The organism is Leclercia pneumoniae, assembly GCF_017348915.1.
Lineage (GTDB): Bacteria > Pseudomonadota > Gammaproteobacteria > Enterobacterales > Enterobacteriaceae > Enterobacter > Enterobacter pneumoniae.
The window spans coordinates 458,109-473,721 of the sequence record NZ_CP071383.1 but is presented as its reverse complement, the minus strand read 5'-3'; the positions used below and the strand labels follow the sequence as shown (position 1 = coordinate 473,721).

The 15,613-nt window shown below is 58.3% G+C and carries 15 protein-coding genes; 5 read left to right on the top strand and 10 right to left on the bottom strand.

Translation table 11 applies throughout. The features are described 5' to 3' along the window. Window positions 1–5 precede the first annotated feature (5 nt). From treB to nrdG, 4 genes are all read left to right on the top strand, one after another. Entirely contained in the window at window positions 6–1,424 is a 1,419-nt protein-coding gene (gene treB, locus JZ655_RS02215) for a PTS trehalose transporter subunit IIBC (protein WP_046886521.1), read from the top strand. 54 nt (window positions 1,425–1,478) lie between these two features. Beyond that, entirely contained in the window at window positions 1,479–3,134 is a 1,656-nt protein-coding gene (treC, locus tag JZ655_RS02210) for an alpha,alpha-phosphotrehalase (protein ID WP_207292886.1), read from the top strand. A gap of 373 nt (window positions 3,135–3,507) precedes the next feature. Then, window positions 3,508–5,646, top strand: coding sequence for an anaerobic ribonucleoside-triphosphate reductase (nrdD, locus tag JZ655_RS02205; protein ID WP_207292885.1), 2,139 nt, complete (start codon window positions 3,508–3,510; stop codon window positions 5,644–5,646). A gap of 210 nt (window positions 5,647–5,856) precedes the next feature. Next, a complete protein-coding gene (nrdG, locus tag JZ655_RS02200; protein ID WP_040077432.1) occupies window positions 5,857–6,321 on the top strand; it encodes an anaerobic ribonucleoside-triphosphate reductase-activating protein in 465 nt (154 codons plus the stop codon). Here the strand turns inward: nrdG and JZ655_RS02195 are convergent. From JZ655_RS02195 to JZ655_RS02150, 10 genes are all read right to left on the bottom strand, one after another. Next, window positions 6,318–8,228 carry a BglG family transcription antiterminator gene (locus JZ655_RS02195; RefSeq protein WP_207292884.1) on the bottom strand — a complete coding sequence of 637 codons (1,911 nt, stop codon included), beginning with the start codon at window positions 8,226–8,228 and terminating at the stop codon, window positions 6,318–6,320. The two genes, nrdG and JZ655_RS02195, sit on opposite strands and share 4 nt — an antisense overlap. 19 nt (window positions 8,229–8,247) lie before the next feature. Next, a complete protein-coding gene (locus tag JZ655_RS02190; protein ID WP_207292883.1) occupies window positions 8,248–9,384 on the bottom strand; it encodes a lactonase family protein in 1,137 nt (378 codons plus the stop codon). A 118-nt stretch (window positions 9,385–9,502) separates the two neighbouring features. Then, a complete protein-coding gene (dagF, locus tag JZ655_RS02185) occupies window positions 9,503–10,243 on the bottom strand; it encodes a 2-dehydro-3-deoxy-phosphogluconate aldolase (RefSeq protein WP_207292882.1) in 741 nt (246 codons plus the stop codon). Further along, window positions 10,240–11,358 (bottom strand): DgaE family pyridoxal phosphate-dependent ammonia lyase, encoded by a 1,119-nt coding sequence (locus JZ655_RS02180; RefSeq protein ID WP_207292881.1) that lies wholly within the window; start codon window positions 11,356–11,358, stop codon window positions 10,240–10,242. The genes dagF and JZ655_RS02180 overlap by 4 nt, the downstream gene beginning before the upstream one ends. Next, complete coding sequence (locus JZ655_RS02175) at window positions 11,342–12,475, bottom strand: amidohydrolase/deacetylase family metallohydrolase (RefSeq protein WP_207292880.1); 1,134 nt, start codon at window positions 12,473–12,475, stop codon at window positions 11,342–11,344. Before JZ655_RS02175 ends, JZ655_RS02180 begins: the two co-directional genes overlap by 17 nt. Window positions 12,476–12,517: 42 nt before the next feature. Further along, window positions 12,518–13,159: a DUF4310 family protein gene (locus JZ655_RS02170; RefSeq protein ID WP_006179056.1), complete on the bottom strand. Its 642-nt coding sequence runs from the start codon at window positions 13,157–13,159 to the stop codon at window positions 12,518–12,520. A gap of 13 nt (window positions 13,160–13,172) precedes the next feature. Beyond that, a complete protein-coding gene (locus JZ655_RS02165) occupies window positions 13,173–13,949 on the bottom strand; it encodes a DUF4311 domain-containing protein (RefSeq protein WP_040077439.1) in 777 nt (258 codons plus the stop codon). 22 nt (window positions 13,950–13,971) lie between these two features. Further along, window positions 13,972–14,271, bottom strand: coding sequence for a DUF4312 family protein (locus tag JZ655_RS02160; protein WP_040077441.1), 300 nt, complete (start codon window positions 14,269–14,271; stop codon window positions 13,972–13,974). Window positions 14,272–14,273: 2 nt separating this feature from the next. Beyond that, window positions 14,274–14,636, bottom strand: a complete 363-nt coding sequence (locus JZ655_RS02155) for an SFCGS family glycine-rich protein (protein ID WP_002437459.1) — start codon at window positions 14,634–14,636, stop codon at window positions 14,274–14,276. A gap of 11 nt (window positions 14,637–14,647) precedes the next feature. Next, the gene (locus JZ655_RS02150) at window positions 14,648–14,986 is read right to left on the bottom strand and encodes a PRD domain-containing protein (protein ID WP_154298914.1); all 339 of its coding nucleotides are present in this window, start codon (window positions 14,984–14,986) and stop codon (window positions 14,648–14,650) included. Window positions 14,987–15,403: 417 nt separating this feature from the next. On the opposite strand from JZ655_RS02150, the gene JZ655_RS02145 reads away from it, so the two are divergent. Next, window positions 15,404–15,559 carry a Hok/Gef family protein gene (locus JZ655_RS02145; RefSeq protein ID WP_040077445.1) on the top strand — a complete coding sequence of 52 codons (156 nt, stop codon included), beginning with the start codon at window positions 15,404–15,406 and terminating at the stop codon, window positions 15,557–15,559. Window positions 15,560–15,613: the final 54 nt, after the last annotated feature.

The following is a 15,613-nucleotide window of genomic DNA, read 5'->3' as shown; positions in this document are numbered from 1 at the left end:
TCATGATGAGTAAAGTAAAACAAGACGATATTGATCAGCTGATCGTACTGGTTGGTGGACGTGAAAACATCGCCACCGTCAGCCACTGTATTACCCGCCTGCGCTTCGTGCTGAACGATCCGGCCAAAGCCAACCCGAAGGCCATTGAAGAGTTGTCGATGGTGAAAGGGTGCTTCACTAACGCCGGGCAGTTCCAGGTCGTGATTGGTACCGAGGTGGGCGATTACTACAAAGCCCTGCTCGCCACGACCGGCCACGCGTCAGCGGATAAAGAGCAGGCCAAAAAAGCGGCGCGACAGAATATGAAGTGGCATGAACAGCTCATTTCACATTTCGCCGAAATCTTCTTCCCGCTGCTGCCTGCGTTGATCAGCGGCGGCTTGATTCTGGGCTTCCGCAACGTGATTGGCGATGTGCCGATGAGCGACGGCAAGACCCTGGTGCAGCTCTACCCGACGCTGCAAAGCATCAATGACTTTCTGTGGCTGATCGGCGAAGCCATCTTCTTCTATCTGCCGGTGGGCATCTGCTGGTCGGCGGTGCGCAAGATGGGGGGGACGCCCATTCTGGGGATTGTGCTGGGTATCACGCTGGTCTCTCCGCAGTTAATGAACGCTTACTTACTGGGTCAGCAGGTGCCGGAAGTCTGGAACTTCGGCCTATTCACCATCGCCAAAGTAGGCTATCAGGCGCAGGTGATCCCGGCACTGCTGGCTGGTCTGGCGCTGGGCATGATTGAAGCCCGTTTAAAACGCATGGTGCCCGATTACCTCTATCTGGTGGTGGTGCCGGTCACGTCGTTGATTCTGGCGGTCTTCCTCGCGCATGCCTTTATCGGCCCGTTTGGCCGGATGATCGGCGACGGCGTCGCCTGGGCGATGCGTCACCTGATGATCGGCAGCTTCGCCCCGGTGGGCGCCGCGCTGTTTGGCTTCTTGTATGCGCCGCTGGTTATTACCGGCGTGCACCAGACCACCCTCGCTATTGATATGCAGATGATTCAAAGCATGGGCGGTACCCCGATGTGGCCGCTGATTGCCCTGTCGAACATCGCACAGGCTTCGGCAGTGACCGGCATTATTCTGGTGAGCCGCAAACATAACGAACGCGAAATCTCGGTTCCGGCGGCCATCTCTGCCTATCTGGGGGTCACTGAACCGGCGATGTACGGCATCAACCTCAAGTACCGCTTCCCAATGCTGTGCGCCATGATCGGCTCAGGTCTGGCGGCGCTGCTGTGCGGCCTGAACGGCGTGATGGCGAACGGCATCGGCGTGGGCGGGCTGCCGGGTATCCTCTCCATTCAGCCAGACTTCTGGCAGGTGTTCGCGCTGGCGATGGCGGTGGCCATTATCGTGCCAATGGCGTTAACCACCGTGATGTATCAGCGCAAGTTCCGCCAGGGCACGCTGCAGATTATTTAACTCTTTTCGGGGCGCCCTTGCGCCCCTTCGCATTTGCATTTGCAGGAACGTATTATGACTACCCTTCCCCACTGGTGGCAAAACGGCGTTATCTACCAGATCTATCCAAAAAGTTTCCAGGACACCACCGGCTCCGGCACCGGCGACCTGCGCGGGGTGACGCAGCGTCTCGACTATCTGCAAACGCTGGGCGTTGATGCCATCTGGCTCACCCCGTTTTATATCTCCCCGCAGGTGGATAACGGCTACGACGTGGCGAACTATACCGCCATCGACCCGACTTACGGCACGCTGGATGATTTTGATGAGCTGGTCGCCGGCGCCCACGCCCGCGGCATTCGCATCGTGCTGGATATGGTCTTCAATCATACCTCCACGCAGCACGCCTGGTTTCGCGAGTCGCTCAACAAAGCGAGTCCGTACCGACAGTTTTATATCTGGCGCGACGGCACCCCGGATCAGCTCCCCAATAACTGGCGCTCTAAATTTGGCGGCAATGCCTGGCGCTGGCATACGGAGAGCGAGCAGTACTACCTGCATCTGTTTGCCCCTGAGCAGGCCGATCTCAACTGGGAAAATCCGGCGGTGCGTAACGAGCTAAAAAAAGTCTGCGCGTTCTGGGCCGATCGCGGCGTGGACGGGCTGCGCCTCGACGTCATTAACCTGGTGTCGAAGGACCAGGCCTTCCCGGACGACGAGCTGGGCGATGGGCGTCGTTTCTATACCGACGGGCCGCGCATTCATGATTACTTGCAGGAGATGAGCCGCGACGTCTTTACGCCGCGTAACCTGATGACGGTGGGTGAGATGTCCTCCACCACGCTAGAGCACTGCCAGCAGTATGCCGCGCTGGACGGGCGCGAACTGTCCATGACCTTTAATTTCCACCACCTGAAAGTGGATTATCCCAACGGCGAGAAATGGACCCTGGCACAACCCGATTACGTGGCGCTCAAAGCCCTCTTCCGCTACTGGCAGCAGGGGATGCACAACCGGGCGTGGAATGCGCTGTTCTGGTGTAACCACGATCAGCCGCGCATCGTCTCCCGCTTTGGCGACGAGGGCGAGTATCGCGTCCCGGCGGCGAAGATGCTGGCGATGGTGCTGCACGGTATGCAGGGCACGCCATACATTTACCAGGGTGAAGAGATTGGGATGACCAACCCGCACTTTACCCGCATTACCGACTATCGCGACGTAGAGAGCCACAATATGTTTGCCGGACTGCGCACCGCCGGACACGATGCGGACGCGCTGCTGGCGATTCTGGCGAGCAAATCCCGCGACAATAGCCGAACCCCGATGCAGTGGGATGCCAGCCTCAATGGGGGCTTTACCGGGGGCGAACCCTGGATTGCCCTGTGCGATAACACCCGCGACATCAACGTGCAGGCGGCGCTTAACGATCCCGATTCGGTGTTTTATACCTACCAGCGGCTTATCGCCCTGCGCAAAGCGATGCCAGTGTTGACCTGGGGCGATTATCAGGACCTGCTGCCCGAACATCCCTCCCTCTGGTGTTATCGCCGTCAGTGGCAGGGACAAACATTGATGGTGGTCGCCAACATGAGCCGGACATGCCAGTCCTGGCAGCCCGAGGCCGCAGAGGGGGAATGGCAGACGGTGATAAGCAACTATAGCGAAACGGCCAGCCATCCTGCTGCCATGACGCTGCGCCCGTTTGAAGCGGTATGGTGGCTGCAGTCATAAACCAGAAGGCCGGGCGTAATAATTACCCCGGCTTATTATGCTGTTTTTGTTGAATATTTAATCAGCTTTATTCTCTGCATATTTACAATCGTCCTAACGCCCGCCATTTGTACGCTCGTCTTTTTGCTTTGTCCTGAATCAAATAAATCGCAAACATGTTTGATGCAAATCACTATATGTAGCACTTAAAATGCACGCCAACCCAACATCTTGTATTAGGCGTCTACGCTTTCAACAACAAGATGACAAGAAATTGTGGATAACAACTGTGGGTAACGCGGGAAGTCGCTGGGCCCTGTGCCATTGCGCCCAGTGCATACTTCTCCACCTCTGTGGATAACCGGTAGTTATAAATAGATAAAATGGAGTGATCATGACACCGCATGTGATGAAACGTGATGGCTGTAAAGTGCCGTTCAAATCAGAGCGCATTCAGGAAGCTATTCTGCGTGCAGCTAAAGCAGCGGGAGTCGATGACGCAGATTATTGCGCCACCGTCGCAGACGTCGTTTGTAACCAGATGAACGGCCGCAGCCAGGTCGATATCAATGAGATTCAGACGGCGGTGGAAAACCAGCTGATGTCCGGCCCCTATAAGCAGCTGGCGCGCGCTTACATCGAGTATCGCCATGACCGTGATATCCAGCGCGAGAAGCGTGGCCGCCTGAACCAGGAGATCCGTGGCCTGGTGGAGCAGACCAACCCGGCCCTGCTGAACGAAAACGCCAACAAAGACAGCAAAGTGATCCCCACTCAGCGCGATCTGCTGGCCGGGATCGTGGCCAAACACTATGCCCGTCAGCACCTGCTGCCGCGTGACGTGGTGCAGGCGCATGAGCGCGGCGAGATCCACTATCACGATCTCGATTACTCTCCCTTCTTCCCGATGTTCAACTGCATGTTGATCGATCTGAAAGGGATGCTGACCCAGGGCTTCAAGATGGGCAATGCCGAGATTGAGCCGCCAAAATCCATCTCTACCGCCACCGCTGTCACCGCACAGATCATCGCCCAGGTGGCCAGCCATATTTACGGCGGTACCACCATCAACCGCATTGACGAAGTGCTGGCCCCGTTCGTAACGGCAAGCTTTGAGAAGCACCGCAAAGTCGCCCATGAGTGGCAGATCCCGGATGCAGAGGGCTACGCGCACTCCCGCACCGAGAAAGAGTGCTATGACGCCTTCCAGTCGCTGGAATATGAGGTGAACACCCTGCACACCGCTAACGGTCAGACGCCGTTTGTCACCTTCGGATTTGGTCTGGGCACCAGCTGGGAGTCGCGTCTGATCCAGCAGTCTATTCTGCGCAACCGCATCTCGGGCCTCGGTAAAAATCGCAAAACGGCGGTGTTTCCGAAGCTGGTCTTCGCCATTCGCGACGGCCTGAACCATAAGTTTGGCGATCCCAACTACGATATCAAACAGCTGGCGCTGGAGTGCGCGAGTAAGCGCATGTACCCGGACATCCTCAACTATGACCAGGTGGTTAAGGTTACCGGCTCGTTCAAAACGCCAATGGGCTGCCGCAGCTTCCTTGGCGTGTACGAAGATGAAAACGGCGAGCAGATCCACGACGGGCGTAACAACCTGGGCGTGATTAGCCTTAATCTGCCGCGCATCGCGCTGGAGGCGAAGGGTAATGAATCGGCGTTCTGGTCGTTGCTGGAGAGCCGTCTGACTTTGGCGCGTAAGGCCCTGATGACCCGTATCGCCCGTCTGGAAGGGGTCAAAGCCCGTGTCGCCCCCATTCTGTATATGGAAGGGGCGTGCGGCGTGCGCCTGAAAGCGGATGACGACGTCGCGGAGATCTTTAAAAACGGCCGTGCCTCTATTTCGCTGGGCTATATCGGCATTCACGAAACCATTAACGCGCTGTTTGGCGACAAGCACATGTATGACAGCGCGGCCCTGCGCGCCAAAGGGGTCGCGATTGTGCAGCGTCTGCACGACGCGGTTGACCAGTGGAAAGACGAAACCGGCTACGGCTTTAGCCTCTACAGCACCCCAAGCGAAAACCTCTGCGACCGCTTCTGCCGCCTGGATACCGCGGAGTTTGGCGTGGTAGACGGCGTAACTGATAAAGGTTATTACACCAACAGCTTCCACCTTGACGTGGAGAAGAAGGTGAACCCGTACGACAAGATCGACTTCGAAGCGGCCTACCCGCCCATCGCCAACGGCGGCTTCATCTGCTACGGCGAGTACCCGAACATTCAGCACAACCTGAAGGCGCTGGAAGACGTGTGGGATTACAGCTATCAGCATGTGCCCTATTACGGTACTAACACGCCAATCGACGAGTGCTATGAGTGCGGCTTCACCGGTGAGTTTGAGTGCACCAGCAAAGGCTTCACCTGCCCGAAATGCGGTAACCACGATGCCGCCCGGGTGTCCGTCACCCGCCGTGTGTGTGGCTATCTTGGCAGCCCGGATGCGCGTCCGTTCAACGCCGGGAAGCAGGAAGAGGTGAAGCGCCGCGTGAAGCATTTGGGGAATGGGCAGCTCGGTTGAGTTTTTACCGAATTATTTCCCCTCACCCTAACCCTCTCCCCATAGGGGAGAGGGGACTGTCGGTGCGGTCTCTCTCCCCCTGTGAGGAGAGGGGACTGTCGGTGCGGTCTTTCTCCCCCTGTGAGGAGAGGGGACTGTACGGTGCGGTCTTTCTCCCTCTCCCCTATGGGGAGAGGGCGGGGTGAGGGGTAAGAGCATCAGGTTAAACCTATGAATTATCATCAGTACTACCCCGTCGACATCGTCAACGGCCCCGGCACCCGCTGCACGCTCTTTGTGGCAGGCTGCGTTCACGAATGCCCCGGCTGTTACAACAAAAGCACCTGGCGCCTGAACTCAGGCATGCCATTTACGGCAGAGATGGAAGATCAGATCATCAAGGATCTGAACGACACGCGCATTCACCGCCAGGGGATCTCCCTCTCCGGCGGTGACCCCCTTCACCCGCAGAACGTGCCAGAGATCCTGAAGCTGGTGAAGCGAATCCGCCGCGAGTGCAGCGGCAAAGACATCTGGGTCTGGACGGGCTATAAGCTGGATGAGCTGAACGACGCCCAGCGGGAAGTGGTGGATCTAATTAACGTGCTGGTGGACGGCAAATTTGTGCAGGATTTAAAAGACCCGGCGCTGATCTGGCGCGGCAGCAGCAACCAGGTCGTTCATCATCTGCGTTAAAAGCGGCTCAGGCACTCCACCGCCACCGTTTTAAATGCCGCAAAATCACCGCAGCCGCACAGCCGCGCCATCGCCCGCTCGCGTAAAAAGGTGACGAAAATATCGTAGATCGCCATCGCCTCTTCGTACTCGCTTTTGCTAATGGCCAGCAGGAAGATAACGTGCGCGGTTTCATCCCCCCACTGGATCCCCTTCGGGGCCAGCACCGTATAGACCACGGTCTTTTGCGCCAGCAGACCCAGCGAGTGCGGCAGCGCTATGCCATCGCCCAGCATGGTGCTGACGATGGCTTCACGTTCAATCACCGAGTCGAGAAATTCTCTGTTAACAAAGCCTTCTGACTGAAGCTGTTCACACAGCTGGCGGAACAGCGTCTGCTGGTCGATGGGCTGGTCAATAATGCGGAAATGAGCGGCGTCGAAATACTTCTCCAGCATCCACGGGCGGGTGCGGTCCACCAGCACCAGCTTGCCAATCTGCTCCAGTTGATAATCGGTCGGAAAGGGGGCGATCTGCACCACCGGCTTGGCCTTTTCGCTGATACGCGCGGTAGAGATAACAAAGTCTTCGGCGATGGCCTCACTCTGCTCGTACTCGCGCAGCGTCACGGTGCGGGTTACCTCCACCTGCGGGTATTTGCGCTGCAGCACCGCTTCGATCATTCGCACCATCGCGTTACCGGCATCACACACCAGCAGCACCCGCGGCTGGCGCTGGTAGCCGATATTGTAGTGACGCTCCAGCCCCACGCCGATATGCAGCACCAGAAAACCAATTTCGTTTTCGCTGATGACATATGGAGTATATTTGCCCCAGCTCGACACGGCGGCCAGGGTCATATCCCATGCCATCGGGTAGTGCTGTTTGATGTTATCCAGCAGCGGGTTGGGGATCATGATCTGATAACGCACCCGGGTGATCATGGTCTTGATGTGCGTGAGCAGATCCGCATGCAGCTGGGCATCGCTGAGCAGGTTGTAGTTATAGTGGGTGTTGATATAACCCAGAATATAGTTAACTAGCGCTTCGTCGTCGTCAGCATTGATGGCGCTGGGGGCGATATCCTGGATCTGGCGCGCCGCAAGGTGCACGCAGAGCCAGTTCTCTTCGGAGGGGGCCAGCGCTTTATCCGCCAGAAGCGCTATCGCCGCGGCAATATCCTTTGCGGCATCCCGCACGTTCTCTTCCACATCTTCCGCGCTGAACTCCGGCAGCGGGTAGCCTTCGCTGATGCGACGTACCGACACCGCGCAGTAGAGGCGGACAAACAGCTCCCCCTCATCGGTAAGGCGGATGTGATGGCGGGTCAGAGTATCGTGGAGTACGGCCACCAGCTGTTCCGGAACGCCCGCGTTCAACGCCACCTCGGTGACCAGCGGATTCAGGCCGTCCTGCTGCGCCAGTTCCCACAGCAAATCGGTCAGGCAGGCGCGAATGGACATCTCGCTGCCAAACAGCTTCATACCGTGGCGCGGACGCGTCTCCAGCGTCAGGTTATAGCGGGTAAACCATTCCCGAACTTCAACCATGTCACTTTGCAGGGTGGCACGGCTGATAAACCACTCGTCAGCCAAATCTTCCAGCTTGAGGGAAAAAGCCGAGGTAAGAAAACGCACCACCAGGTAGTGCACCCGCTCCGGCCCGGTTCGCGGAATACGCAGCGCGCGCGGGTGGGATGACTGCAGCTGCTGATAGCGCTCGGCGTCGTCAATTTTGAGTTGATAGCCATTGCCACGGCTCAGAATAAACTGCGCGCCGTGGCTCGCCAGCAGCGCGTTCAGGGCGGTGATATCAGCACGGACGGTTCGCGTGGAGACCGACAGCCGCTGCGCCAGTTCGTCCTGCGGCAGCGTCTCGTTTTGCAACAGATCGAAAAGTTGCGCTAAACGTTGGTTCGGGAATCGCACGGGGATGTCCTCTTACAGCTTAAGGTGAAATGACCATCTGGGATGGGCTGCCGACCGGGGTATAGTCCGGCTCGAAGCGGAGCTTGCCGTCCTGCGCCACGCGGAAACGGGTAATGTTATCGCTGCGCTGATTCATGACGTACAGCCAGCGTCCCTGCTTATCAAGCGTGAGGGTGCGCGGATAATCACCCCGCGTCCAGACGTCGTCCTGATGCGTCAGCGTGCCATCGGCTGTTACGGTAAAGTGCCCGATGCTGTTATGCAATCGGTTAGCCACGTAGAGCTGCTTTCCATCAGCACTTAATGCCAGCCCGGCGGCAAAACTGGTGCCTTTGTAACCTTCCGGCAGGGCGGAGAGGGTTTTGCCCTCTCTGAGCTGGCCGTTGCTGTTCAGCGCATAATGGGTCAGCGTCGAGGCCTCTTCGTTAATCAGCCACAGGGCATCACCTTTTGGCGTGAAGACGAAGTGGCGCGGCCCGGCCCCTTTCGAGGAGGCATTGATAAACGGCGGATCGTTGGGCGTCAGCTTGCCGGTTTGCTCGTCAAAACGATACTGGTAGATCCGATCCAGCCCCAGATCGGTAGAGAACACGAACTTCCCGCTCGGATCGGCGGCGATCATGTGCGCATGGGGACCATTGTGATCGCTAATGGCGAAGCTGCCTTCCACTGCCGCCTCGGGTTTAGCCGCGCCGGGTTCCCCGCTATCCTGGTGGGTATCCGTGGCCTCACCCAGGCTGCCGTCTGCCTTCACCGGTAAAACGGCGATTGACCCGCTCACGTAGTTCGCCACCAGCAGATGCTGACCGTTCGGCGTCAGGGAGAGATAGACCGGCCCCGCGCCGCCGGAAGCCACCTGATTTAACTCGCTCAGATCGCCCTTATCACCGATGCGCAGCGCCTGCACTACGCCCTGCTCCACCTCGCTTGCCAGATAGAGCGTTTTGCCGTCGTGCGAGACGGTCAGCTGCGCGGCGTTCGGCAGTTTGCTCACCAGCGTTTTGTTCGCGAGCGCGCCGGTTTGCGGGTCGAGGGTAAAGCGGTACAGCCCTTCACCGTTCGGGTTGTAGGTTCCCACCCAGGCGTACTGCGTCTGGGCGACGGCGGTAGTAGCGAGTAACGAGAGTGAAGCGACGAGCAGGTTGCGGGTGTGCATGGTGGCTCCTTTGGGGTTGTGCGGTTTGTGCCCCTCACCCTAACCCTCTCCCCAAAGGGGAGAGGGGACGATGACACCCTCTCCCCTTTGGGGAGAGGGCCGGGGTGAGGGGTAAAGACTACTTAACCAGCTTCTTCGTCATCTCCAGCAGCGTGCGCACATCTTCCGGGCGCGTATCGCCGCTGGCTTTATCGATAATCGAACTGTAAATATGCGGAATGATCTTGCTCACGCCCGCGTCCAGAGCAATCTGCAGGATCGCCTCAAAGTTTTCCAGATCAATGCCGCCGGTCGGCTCGAGCCAGAAGTCGTGACGGGCGCAGGCTTCCGCTACCGCCTGGTACTCGTCGCGGCACTTCAGACCGCCCATCGGGAAGTATTTGATGGAGCTGCCGCCGAAATCTTTCAGCAGGGCAATGGCGGTTTCAACCGGGACGATCCCATCCGGTGCCGCGCTGCTCAGCGGGCCGGTGGAGATCTTGACCATGCCGACGGTGCCGGTTGGCGAGACCAGGCCGTTCACCACGGACTCGCTCTGCCCCAGCAGCGCACGGCTGGTGGCGACGCCGGTAAAGACCTGATTAACGTGCTGCGGCTGCACCTGACGGGAGATTTCGCTCACCATTGCAGACTGGTTCGGATCGCCCGCCCCTAGCCCCACGGAAAGGGCGTTATCGATAAGCGCGGCATACTCGCGCATGTTGGCGACCGCGCTGTCTACGTCCGGATAATTTTTGGAGAGCACGCCCACCAGAACGTGGCCTTTCGCCGCCTCGTAGATGGCGCTGGCGTTGGCTTTGGAGCCTGCCAGCACGTTCAGGCAGACGCGGTCACGGTAAAAATTGGGGGTCAGTTTCATGCGTTTTTCTCCTGTCCTACTACTTCGCTAATGCGGCGGTACACAATATTCAGCTGGTCAGCATTCACGCTGCGCACGTCCGCCTCGATAATCCCTTCGTTGGCCTTGTAACCACGGAAGTAGATGGCGTATTCGCCCTGCTTCAGGGCGTGCACAAGGTCACCGGTGCCGACGCCAGTAATGGCTTCGTCAAACTTAATTTCTGCGCGGGCGATATCACGTCCGGCACTGTCCCAGACTACGCGCGCCGTGACGCCGTTCAGGGTGTTAAGGGCATCGATAAACGGCGTCATCTTCGCCACCATCTCCGCCCCGCTCTCTTTCGTCGCCGTCAGGTAGTGTTCGATGGCGCAGGTCAGGCCGAGGATCCCCTCTTTACCCACCTTCATGGCGCGGCCAATGCCCGCCGTCTGGCGTTTCACCCACTCGACGTACTGGGTTTTGCCGATCACCAGGCCGCTGGTCGGGCCTTCGATTGCCTTCGCGCCGCTGTAGATCACCAGGTCCGCGCCGGAGCGGTAATAGACATGCAGATCTTCTTCCGCGGCGGCATCAACGATCAGCGGCAGATCGTGTTTACGGGCGACCACCGCCGCCTGCTCGACGCTGAGCATGCTTTTCTGCACGCAGTGGTGAGATTTAATATAGAGGATCGCCGCCGTACGCGGGGTGATCGCCGCTGCCAGCTGATCGGCGGAGCACTCGTTCGCGTAGCCGGCTTCCACCAGCTTGCCGCCGCCCAGCGCCACCATGGTGCCGACCGGCGCGCCGAAGTTGACGTTGTGCCCTTTCGGCAGGACGATCTCATTGTTCTCAATCGGGGTGATGTGCAGGTTTTCCAGCAGCCAGTCGCTCTCTTTGACCAGCACCGCCGCCACGGATTGCGCGATACCCGCAGACGCACACGAAACCACCGTCGCCCCTTCCACGTCCAGCAGCTTCGCGATGTACTCCCCGGTTTTGTTCACCAGGTCTTTCATTTCGAAGTACTGATTCATGCCGTCCATCGCCGCCTGCACCACTTCCGGGCGCGGCGTGGAGACACCCAGCGCCGTCATGCGGCCAGAGGTGTTGATAACCTGCTTTAAATTGTACTTCTCATAAATCGAAGGCATGTTCCGTGCTCCCTTGTTCGGTCATGTAGCCCTTGCCCGCGCGGATGGCGGCAAGCGGCACCAGAATATGTTCAGCCTGCAGGCTGTCGTTTTCAGCATCGGTCAACAGCGTCGGCTGACGTTTAACGGTGAAGAGCGTCAGGTCGGCATCGAGACCCGGCTGAATGCGCCCTTTGCGCGTCAGGCGCAGGCCGTCGGCGGCGTTTTCGGTCACGCAGGCGATCACCTGCGGCAGCGACATGCCGATGGCGAGGAATTTCGACATCACGCTCGCCAGTGAGCCGACCGGGCCGTTGATGCGGTTGCGGCAGTAGATATCCGAGCTGATGGTGTGCGGCAGAATGCCCATCGCGATGGCGCGTTTCGCCACTTCAAAGCTAAAGCTCGCCGTGCCGTGGCCGACGTCGAGTCGCACGCCGCGCTTCAGGGCGGCGGTGATAGACGCGCGCAGCTCGCCAGAGGGGGTCAGAATGCGGTTCGGCTTGCCGTTGTAGCAGTGGGTGATGATATCGCCGCTGCTCAGCAGTTCGGCAATTTCATCGAGGTTCGGCGGGTTGTTGCCGATGTGCACCATCAGCGGCAGATCGCCGTTCTCTTTCTGAATGGCTTTCGCGCGCTCCAGCGGCGTAATGCCGTTGTCGCCCACCACGCTGCTGCTCATGCGCGCCTTCAGGCCAACGATAAAATCGGGGTGGCGTGTTACCGCCTGCTTCACTGCCCCGGCGTCGATATTCGCCATATTGGCGAGTTCATTCTGGGCGATCAGCCCAACGCGGGAGATGTTCAGCAGGGCAAAGACCTCGGTTGTGGCCTTGCGGGTAATCGCGTAGAAATCGTCAACGTCGTCGGCCCCGGTACTGCCTGCGTCTACCACCGAGGTGACGCCGGTGGCGATGCCGACGCTGTCCGGCTCGTCGTGGTAAATGGGAGAGTTCGGGTAGCAGTGAACGTGAGAATCGATCCAGCCGGCGCTGACAAACACATCGCCGTTCAGCTCGACCATTTTACGTGCGGGAGCGTCAATTTCGCCCAGCGCCGCGATTTTCCCGTCCTGAATGGCGATATCGGTCAGGGTATCGTCGGTAAGGCGCGCACGGCGCAGGAGTAAATCAAACATGCGTATCTCCTGAAGGAGCGGGCGCCGAAGCGCCCGCGGGTATTAAAGGGCGACCGGGAACAGCCAGCCCAACAGCATCGCACCGAGGATGGCGCCGCCGGTAATCGGCTTCTGCCAGATGTAAAACAGCAGTGCGCCCAGCAGAGAACCCACGCCAATCGGAATGGAGGCGGTCATGGCGCTGAGGATAATCAATGGACCAAGGAAGCGGCCGGAGGCGTTACCCGCGCCCATCATCACGTCTGCGCCGTAGGTGGAGTTGCTCTGGTTGATGGTGAACTTACGCGCCAGAATGATGACGTAGCCAATCGCCAGGCCAATCACCAGACCGGTTATCAGGGCGGCAATAAAGTTGGTCACCGGGAACATAATCCCCGCGCCCAGCAGCAGCGCCGGTACACCCAGGCCTACGCCGGTCTGGATCGCCCCGCCGATATCCAGGATACCGACCAGCGACCCTTCAATGATGCGCGCGAACAGGAAGCTGGCGCCAAACGCGGCGACCGCGCCGTACACGCCGGTATCCATGCCCGCTTTCAGCATCGCCACGAAGGCCACTTCGTTAAAGGCGCCGATGCCGTACAGGTAGTACATGTGCGTCCCGGCGAAGACGCCGGAGGAGAGCAGGCCAACAAAGATCGGGAACGACCAGTCGGCATACCAAAAACCTTTATTTTGTTCCATTTAGAGGCTCCTGTTATTTACCGCTGAGCGAGTTGTGGATCATGTCGAGCCAGTTCGGCACGGTCAGATGGAAGGATTCGATCATCTTCATGTCGAAGCCGCGGAAGAAGCCGCTCAGTACGAACAGCAGAACGATAGCCACCATCATCACCTTGGTGACGTGGTTCCAGCCGCTCTCTTCAACGCCTTTACCAATCAGGATACCCAGCACCAGACCCGGTACGGCGTTACCCATGATCAGCTGCGCCGCGCCGCCAAACACGGTGGCCCAGAAGCCGGATTTTTTACCCGCGTCGATGGCCGCCAGCCAGAAGATCACCGGCATCACGGTATTCACCAGCAGGTTGGCCGCAGGGACCAGCACCTTCACGGCGGTGACCTGAAGCGCGGCGGGAACGGAAGAGGCGGTAAGGTTAAGGAAGGTCACGACGAGCATGCCGATCACGCCGCAGGCAATCGCCATTTTGCGTGGGTCGTGCAGCGTCTCGCCGACGTTACGGTTTTTGATCATCAGCGCAGCCGCGCCCCAGTTCGGGATGATGCGATGGTCAACGTCCTGCGTGAAGGAGCCTGCTGCGACGGAAGAGGCCCAGGCGTTAAAGAAGAAGCCTAACCCAAAGGAGAAGTGAGACGCCGGATCTCCTTCACAGGAGTTCAGTTCCCCCAACGTACGAAACGCGCCCATACCCTGTGTGGTAGGCGCATGAAACATGCGTGCAGCCCCGGCGCCTACGCCGACGCCAACCAGGCCGCCGATGATGAGCGATTTTATTAAAATTATCAGGAACATTAGTCTGCCCTATTAGTAAGAATCAGCGTTGCGTGACAAAGTCCACCTGGTCCAGATTGATGGCAGTCACGTTGACGGTCACATCCAGCTCCACGCTGTAGGTGCGTCTTTCCCGGCGCAGAAAGAAGAACAGAAACGCCTCTTTCCGCACCGCTTCTTGCGCCTGAACAACCTGCACGTCCTGTGGCTCAATACGCAGTAAGATATGCGGCGATGCTTTCATCACCGCGGCCTGAACGTGGTTCAGCGCGTCGGCAAAGGCGCGCGCTTTGGCCTCGCCCTTGCCTTTCACTCTCACCGTGGTGGTGAATTGCTCTTTCATGTTTATGCGCCGTGCTTCTTCTGCCACGCCTGAACCAGACGCTCGCCCAGCTCTTCTTTATCCATAAAGCCAAAGCCCAGTACGTTGCAGCCTTCGTTGATGGCGGTCACGCCCTCTTCCACGGAACGCATGCCGTATTTCGCTTTGTAGCCATATTTGGTCTGCGCGGTGATGGCACCCGCGCCGCCGCTGCCGCAGAAAGAGATCCCGAAGGTCGCGTTTTCCGCTTTCATGACGTCGCCCAGCTTCATATCCGCCGCAACGCCCGGCACAACCACTGCACGACCGCCCGCTTTCTCTACACCTGCCGCCACTTTCTGGCCTTTACCCAGACGATCGCCAATAACCACAGTAATTTGTTCCATTGTGTTGCTCCTTAAAGGTTGTCTTTCGCGACTTCGAAGTGAACGGAGAGCAGCCAGGCCTCTTCATCAGGAAGGTTGCCAAACTGCGCTACCACTTCACGGGCAAGCCGCATTGAATCAGGTGAAATTTCATCAAACAGGTCCGCTTCGACCTCCGGTAAAGGTTCGCCGGTCACTGACCGGTGCGCCATGGCGCGAACGTGGGAGGTCAGCATCTGCTTTTGCACGTCATTGGGGATGATGGTGTGGCGGCCAAGCAGGGCAAAAACCTGCTCTAGCATGGTGTCAGCGAGCTGTTCAGTTTTCGCTGCCTGGTCCTCAACGTCGTTCATTACCGCTCCGTTTATCACTCGTCTTACCCCGTTAATGGCTCTGGAATAAAACTAACGTTGCAGGTGGAGAGTTTGTAGCGAGTTGTTTTCCACTTCGAAGTGGAAAGGCGGGCGGCACCAGTGATCTGTGCCACAGAAATGGGTGAAATGGAGATAAAACCCGGGGTTTACGTGATGCGCATCACGCTATTCAACGGGAGATAACGGAAAGCGAAGTGGAAAAGTTTACGAGCAGCCTCGTAGAAATGTGACGCAGATAAGGTTTTCTTATGGGGATGGGATAGAGTGGCTGCGGGTGCTTGAGACTGACCGTCTCAGGCAAGAGACGGAAAGTGGAAAGCCCCGCCTGACATAAAATCAGGGCGGGGGCCCGAAACATTACGTCTCACCACGTGACGTTTGCTACCTCGCCCGCATAAAAGCAAGGAGGCATCCATGAAACGCAGAGACCCCATTATCAGGGCTCTGATGATTATTTCTTTGACAATAATCATCTTAACACTGGCAACGAGGAAAACACTGTGCGAGATCGGTTTTCGTAACGGATCTTTCGAAGTGGTAGCGCGACTGGATTGTCGCTCCGGTAAGTAAGGAGCAAACATGCGGAGGCGTTTCGCGCGCCTCCGCACACGGGGAGAAGACGTA

Bases quoted from the DNA above. Each gene is read 5' to 3' on its own strand.
- treB (WP_046886521.1), top strand. From the start codon at position 6: ATGAGTAAAGTAAAACAAGACGATATTGATCAGCTGATCGTACTGGTT.
- treC (WP_207292886.1), top strand. From the start codon at position 1,479: ATGACTACCCTTCCCCACTGGTGGCAAAACGGCGTTATCTACCAGATC.
- nrdD (WP_207292885.1), top strand. From the start codon at position 3,508: ATGACACCGCATGTGATGAAACGTGATGGCTGTAAAGTGCCGTTCAAA.
- nrdG (WP_040077432.1), top strand. From the start codon at position 5,857: ATGAATTATCATCAGTACTACCCCGTCGACATCGTCAACGGCCCCGGC.
- JZ655_RS02190 (WP_207292883.1), bottom strand. From the start codon at position 9,384: ATGCACACCCGCAACCTGCTCGTCGCTTCACTCTCGTTACTCGCTACT.
- dagF (WP_207292882.1), bottom strand. From the start codon at position 10,243: ATGAAACTGACCCCCAATTTTTACCGTGACCGCGTCTGCCTGAACGTG.
- JZ655_RS02180 (WP_207292881.1), bottom strand. From the start codon at position 11,358: ATGCCTTCGATTTATGAGAAGTACAATTTAAAGCAGGTTATCAACACC.
- JZ655_RS02175 (WP_207292880.1), bottom strand. From the start codon at position 12,475: ATGTTTGATTTACTCCTGCGCCGTGCGCGCCTTACCGACGATACCCTG.
- JZ655_RS02170 (WP_006179056.1), bottom strand. From the start codon at position 13,159: ATGGAACAAAATAAAGGTTTTTGGTATGCCGACTGGTCGTTCCCGATC.
- JZ655_RS02165 (WP_040077439.1), bottom strand. From the start codon at position 13,949: ATGTTCCTGATAATTTTAATAAAATCGCTCATCATCGGCGGCCTGGTT.
- JZ655_RS02160 (WP_040077441.1), bottom strand. From the start codon at position 14,271: ATGAAAGAGCAATTCACCACCACGGTGAGAGTGAAAGGCAAGGGCGAG.
- JZ655_RS02155 (WP_002437459.1), bottom strand. From the start codon at position 14,636: ATGGAACAAATTACTGTGGTTATTGGCGATCGTCTGGGTAAAGGCCAG.
- JZ655_RS02145 (WP_040077445.1), top strand. From the start codon at position 15,404: ATGAAACGCAGAGACCCCATTATCAGGGCTCTGATGATTATTTCTTTG.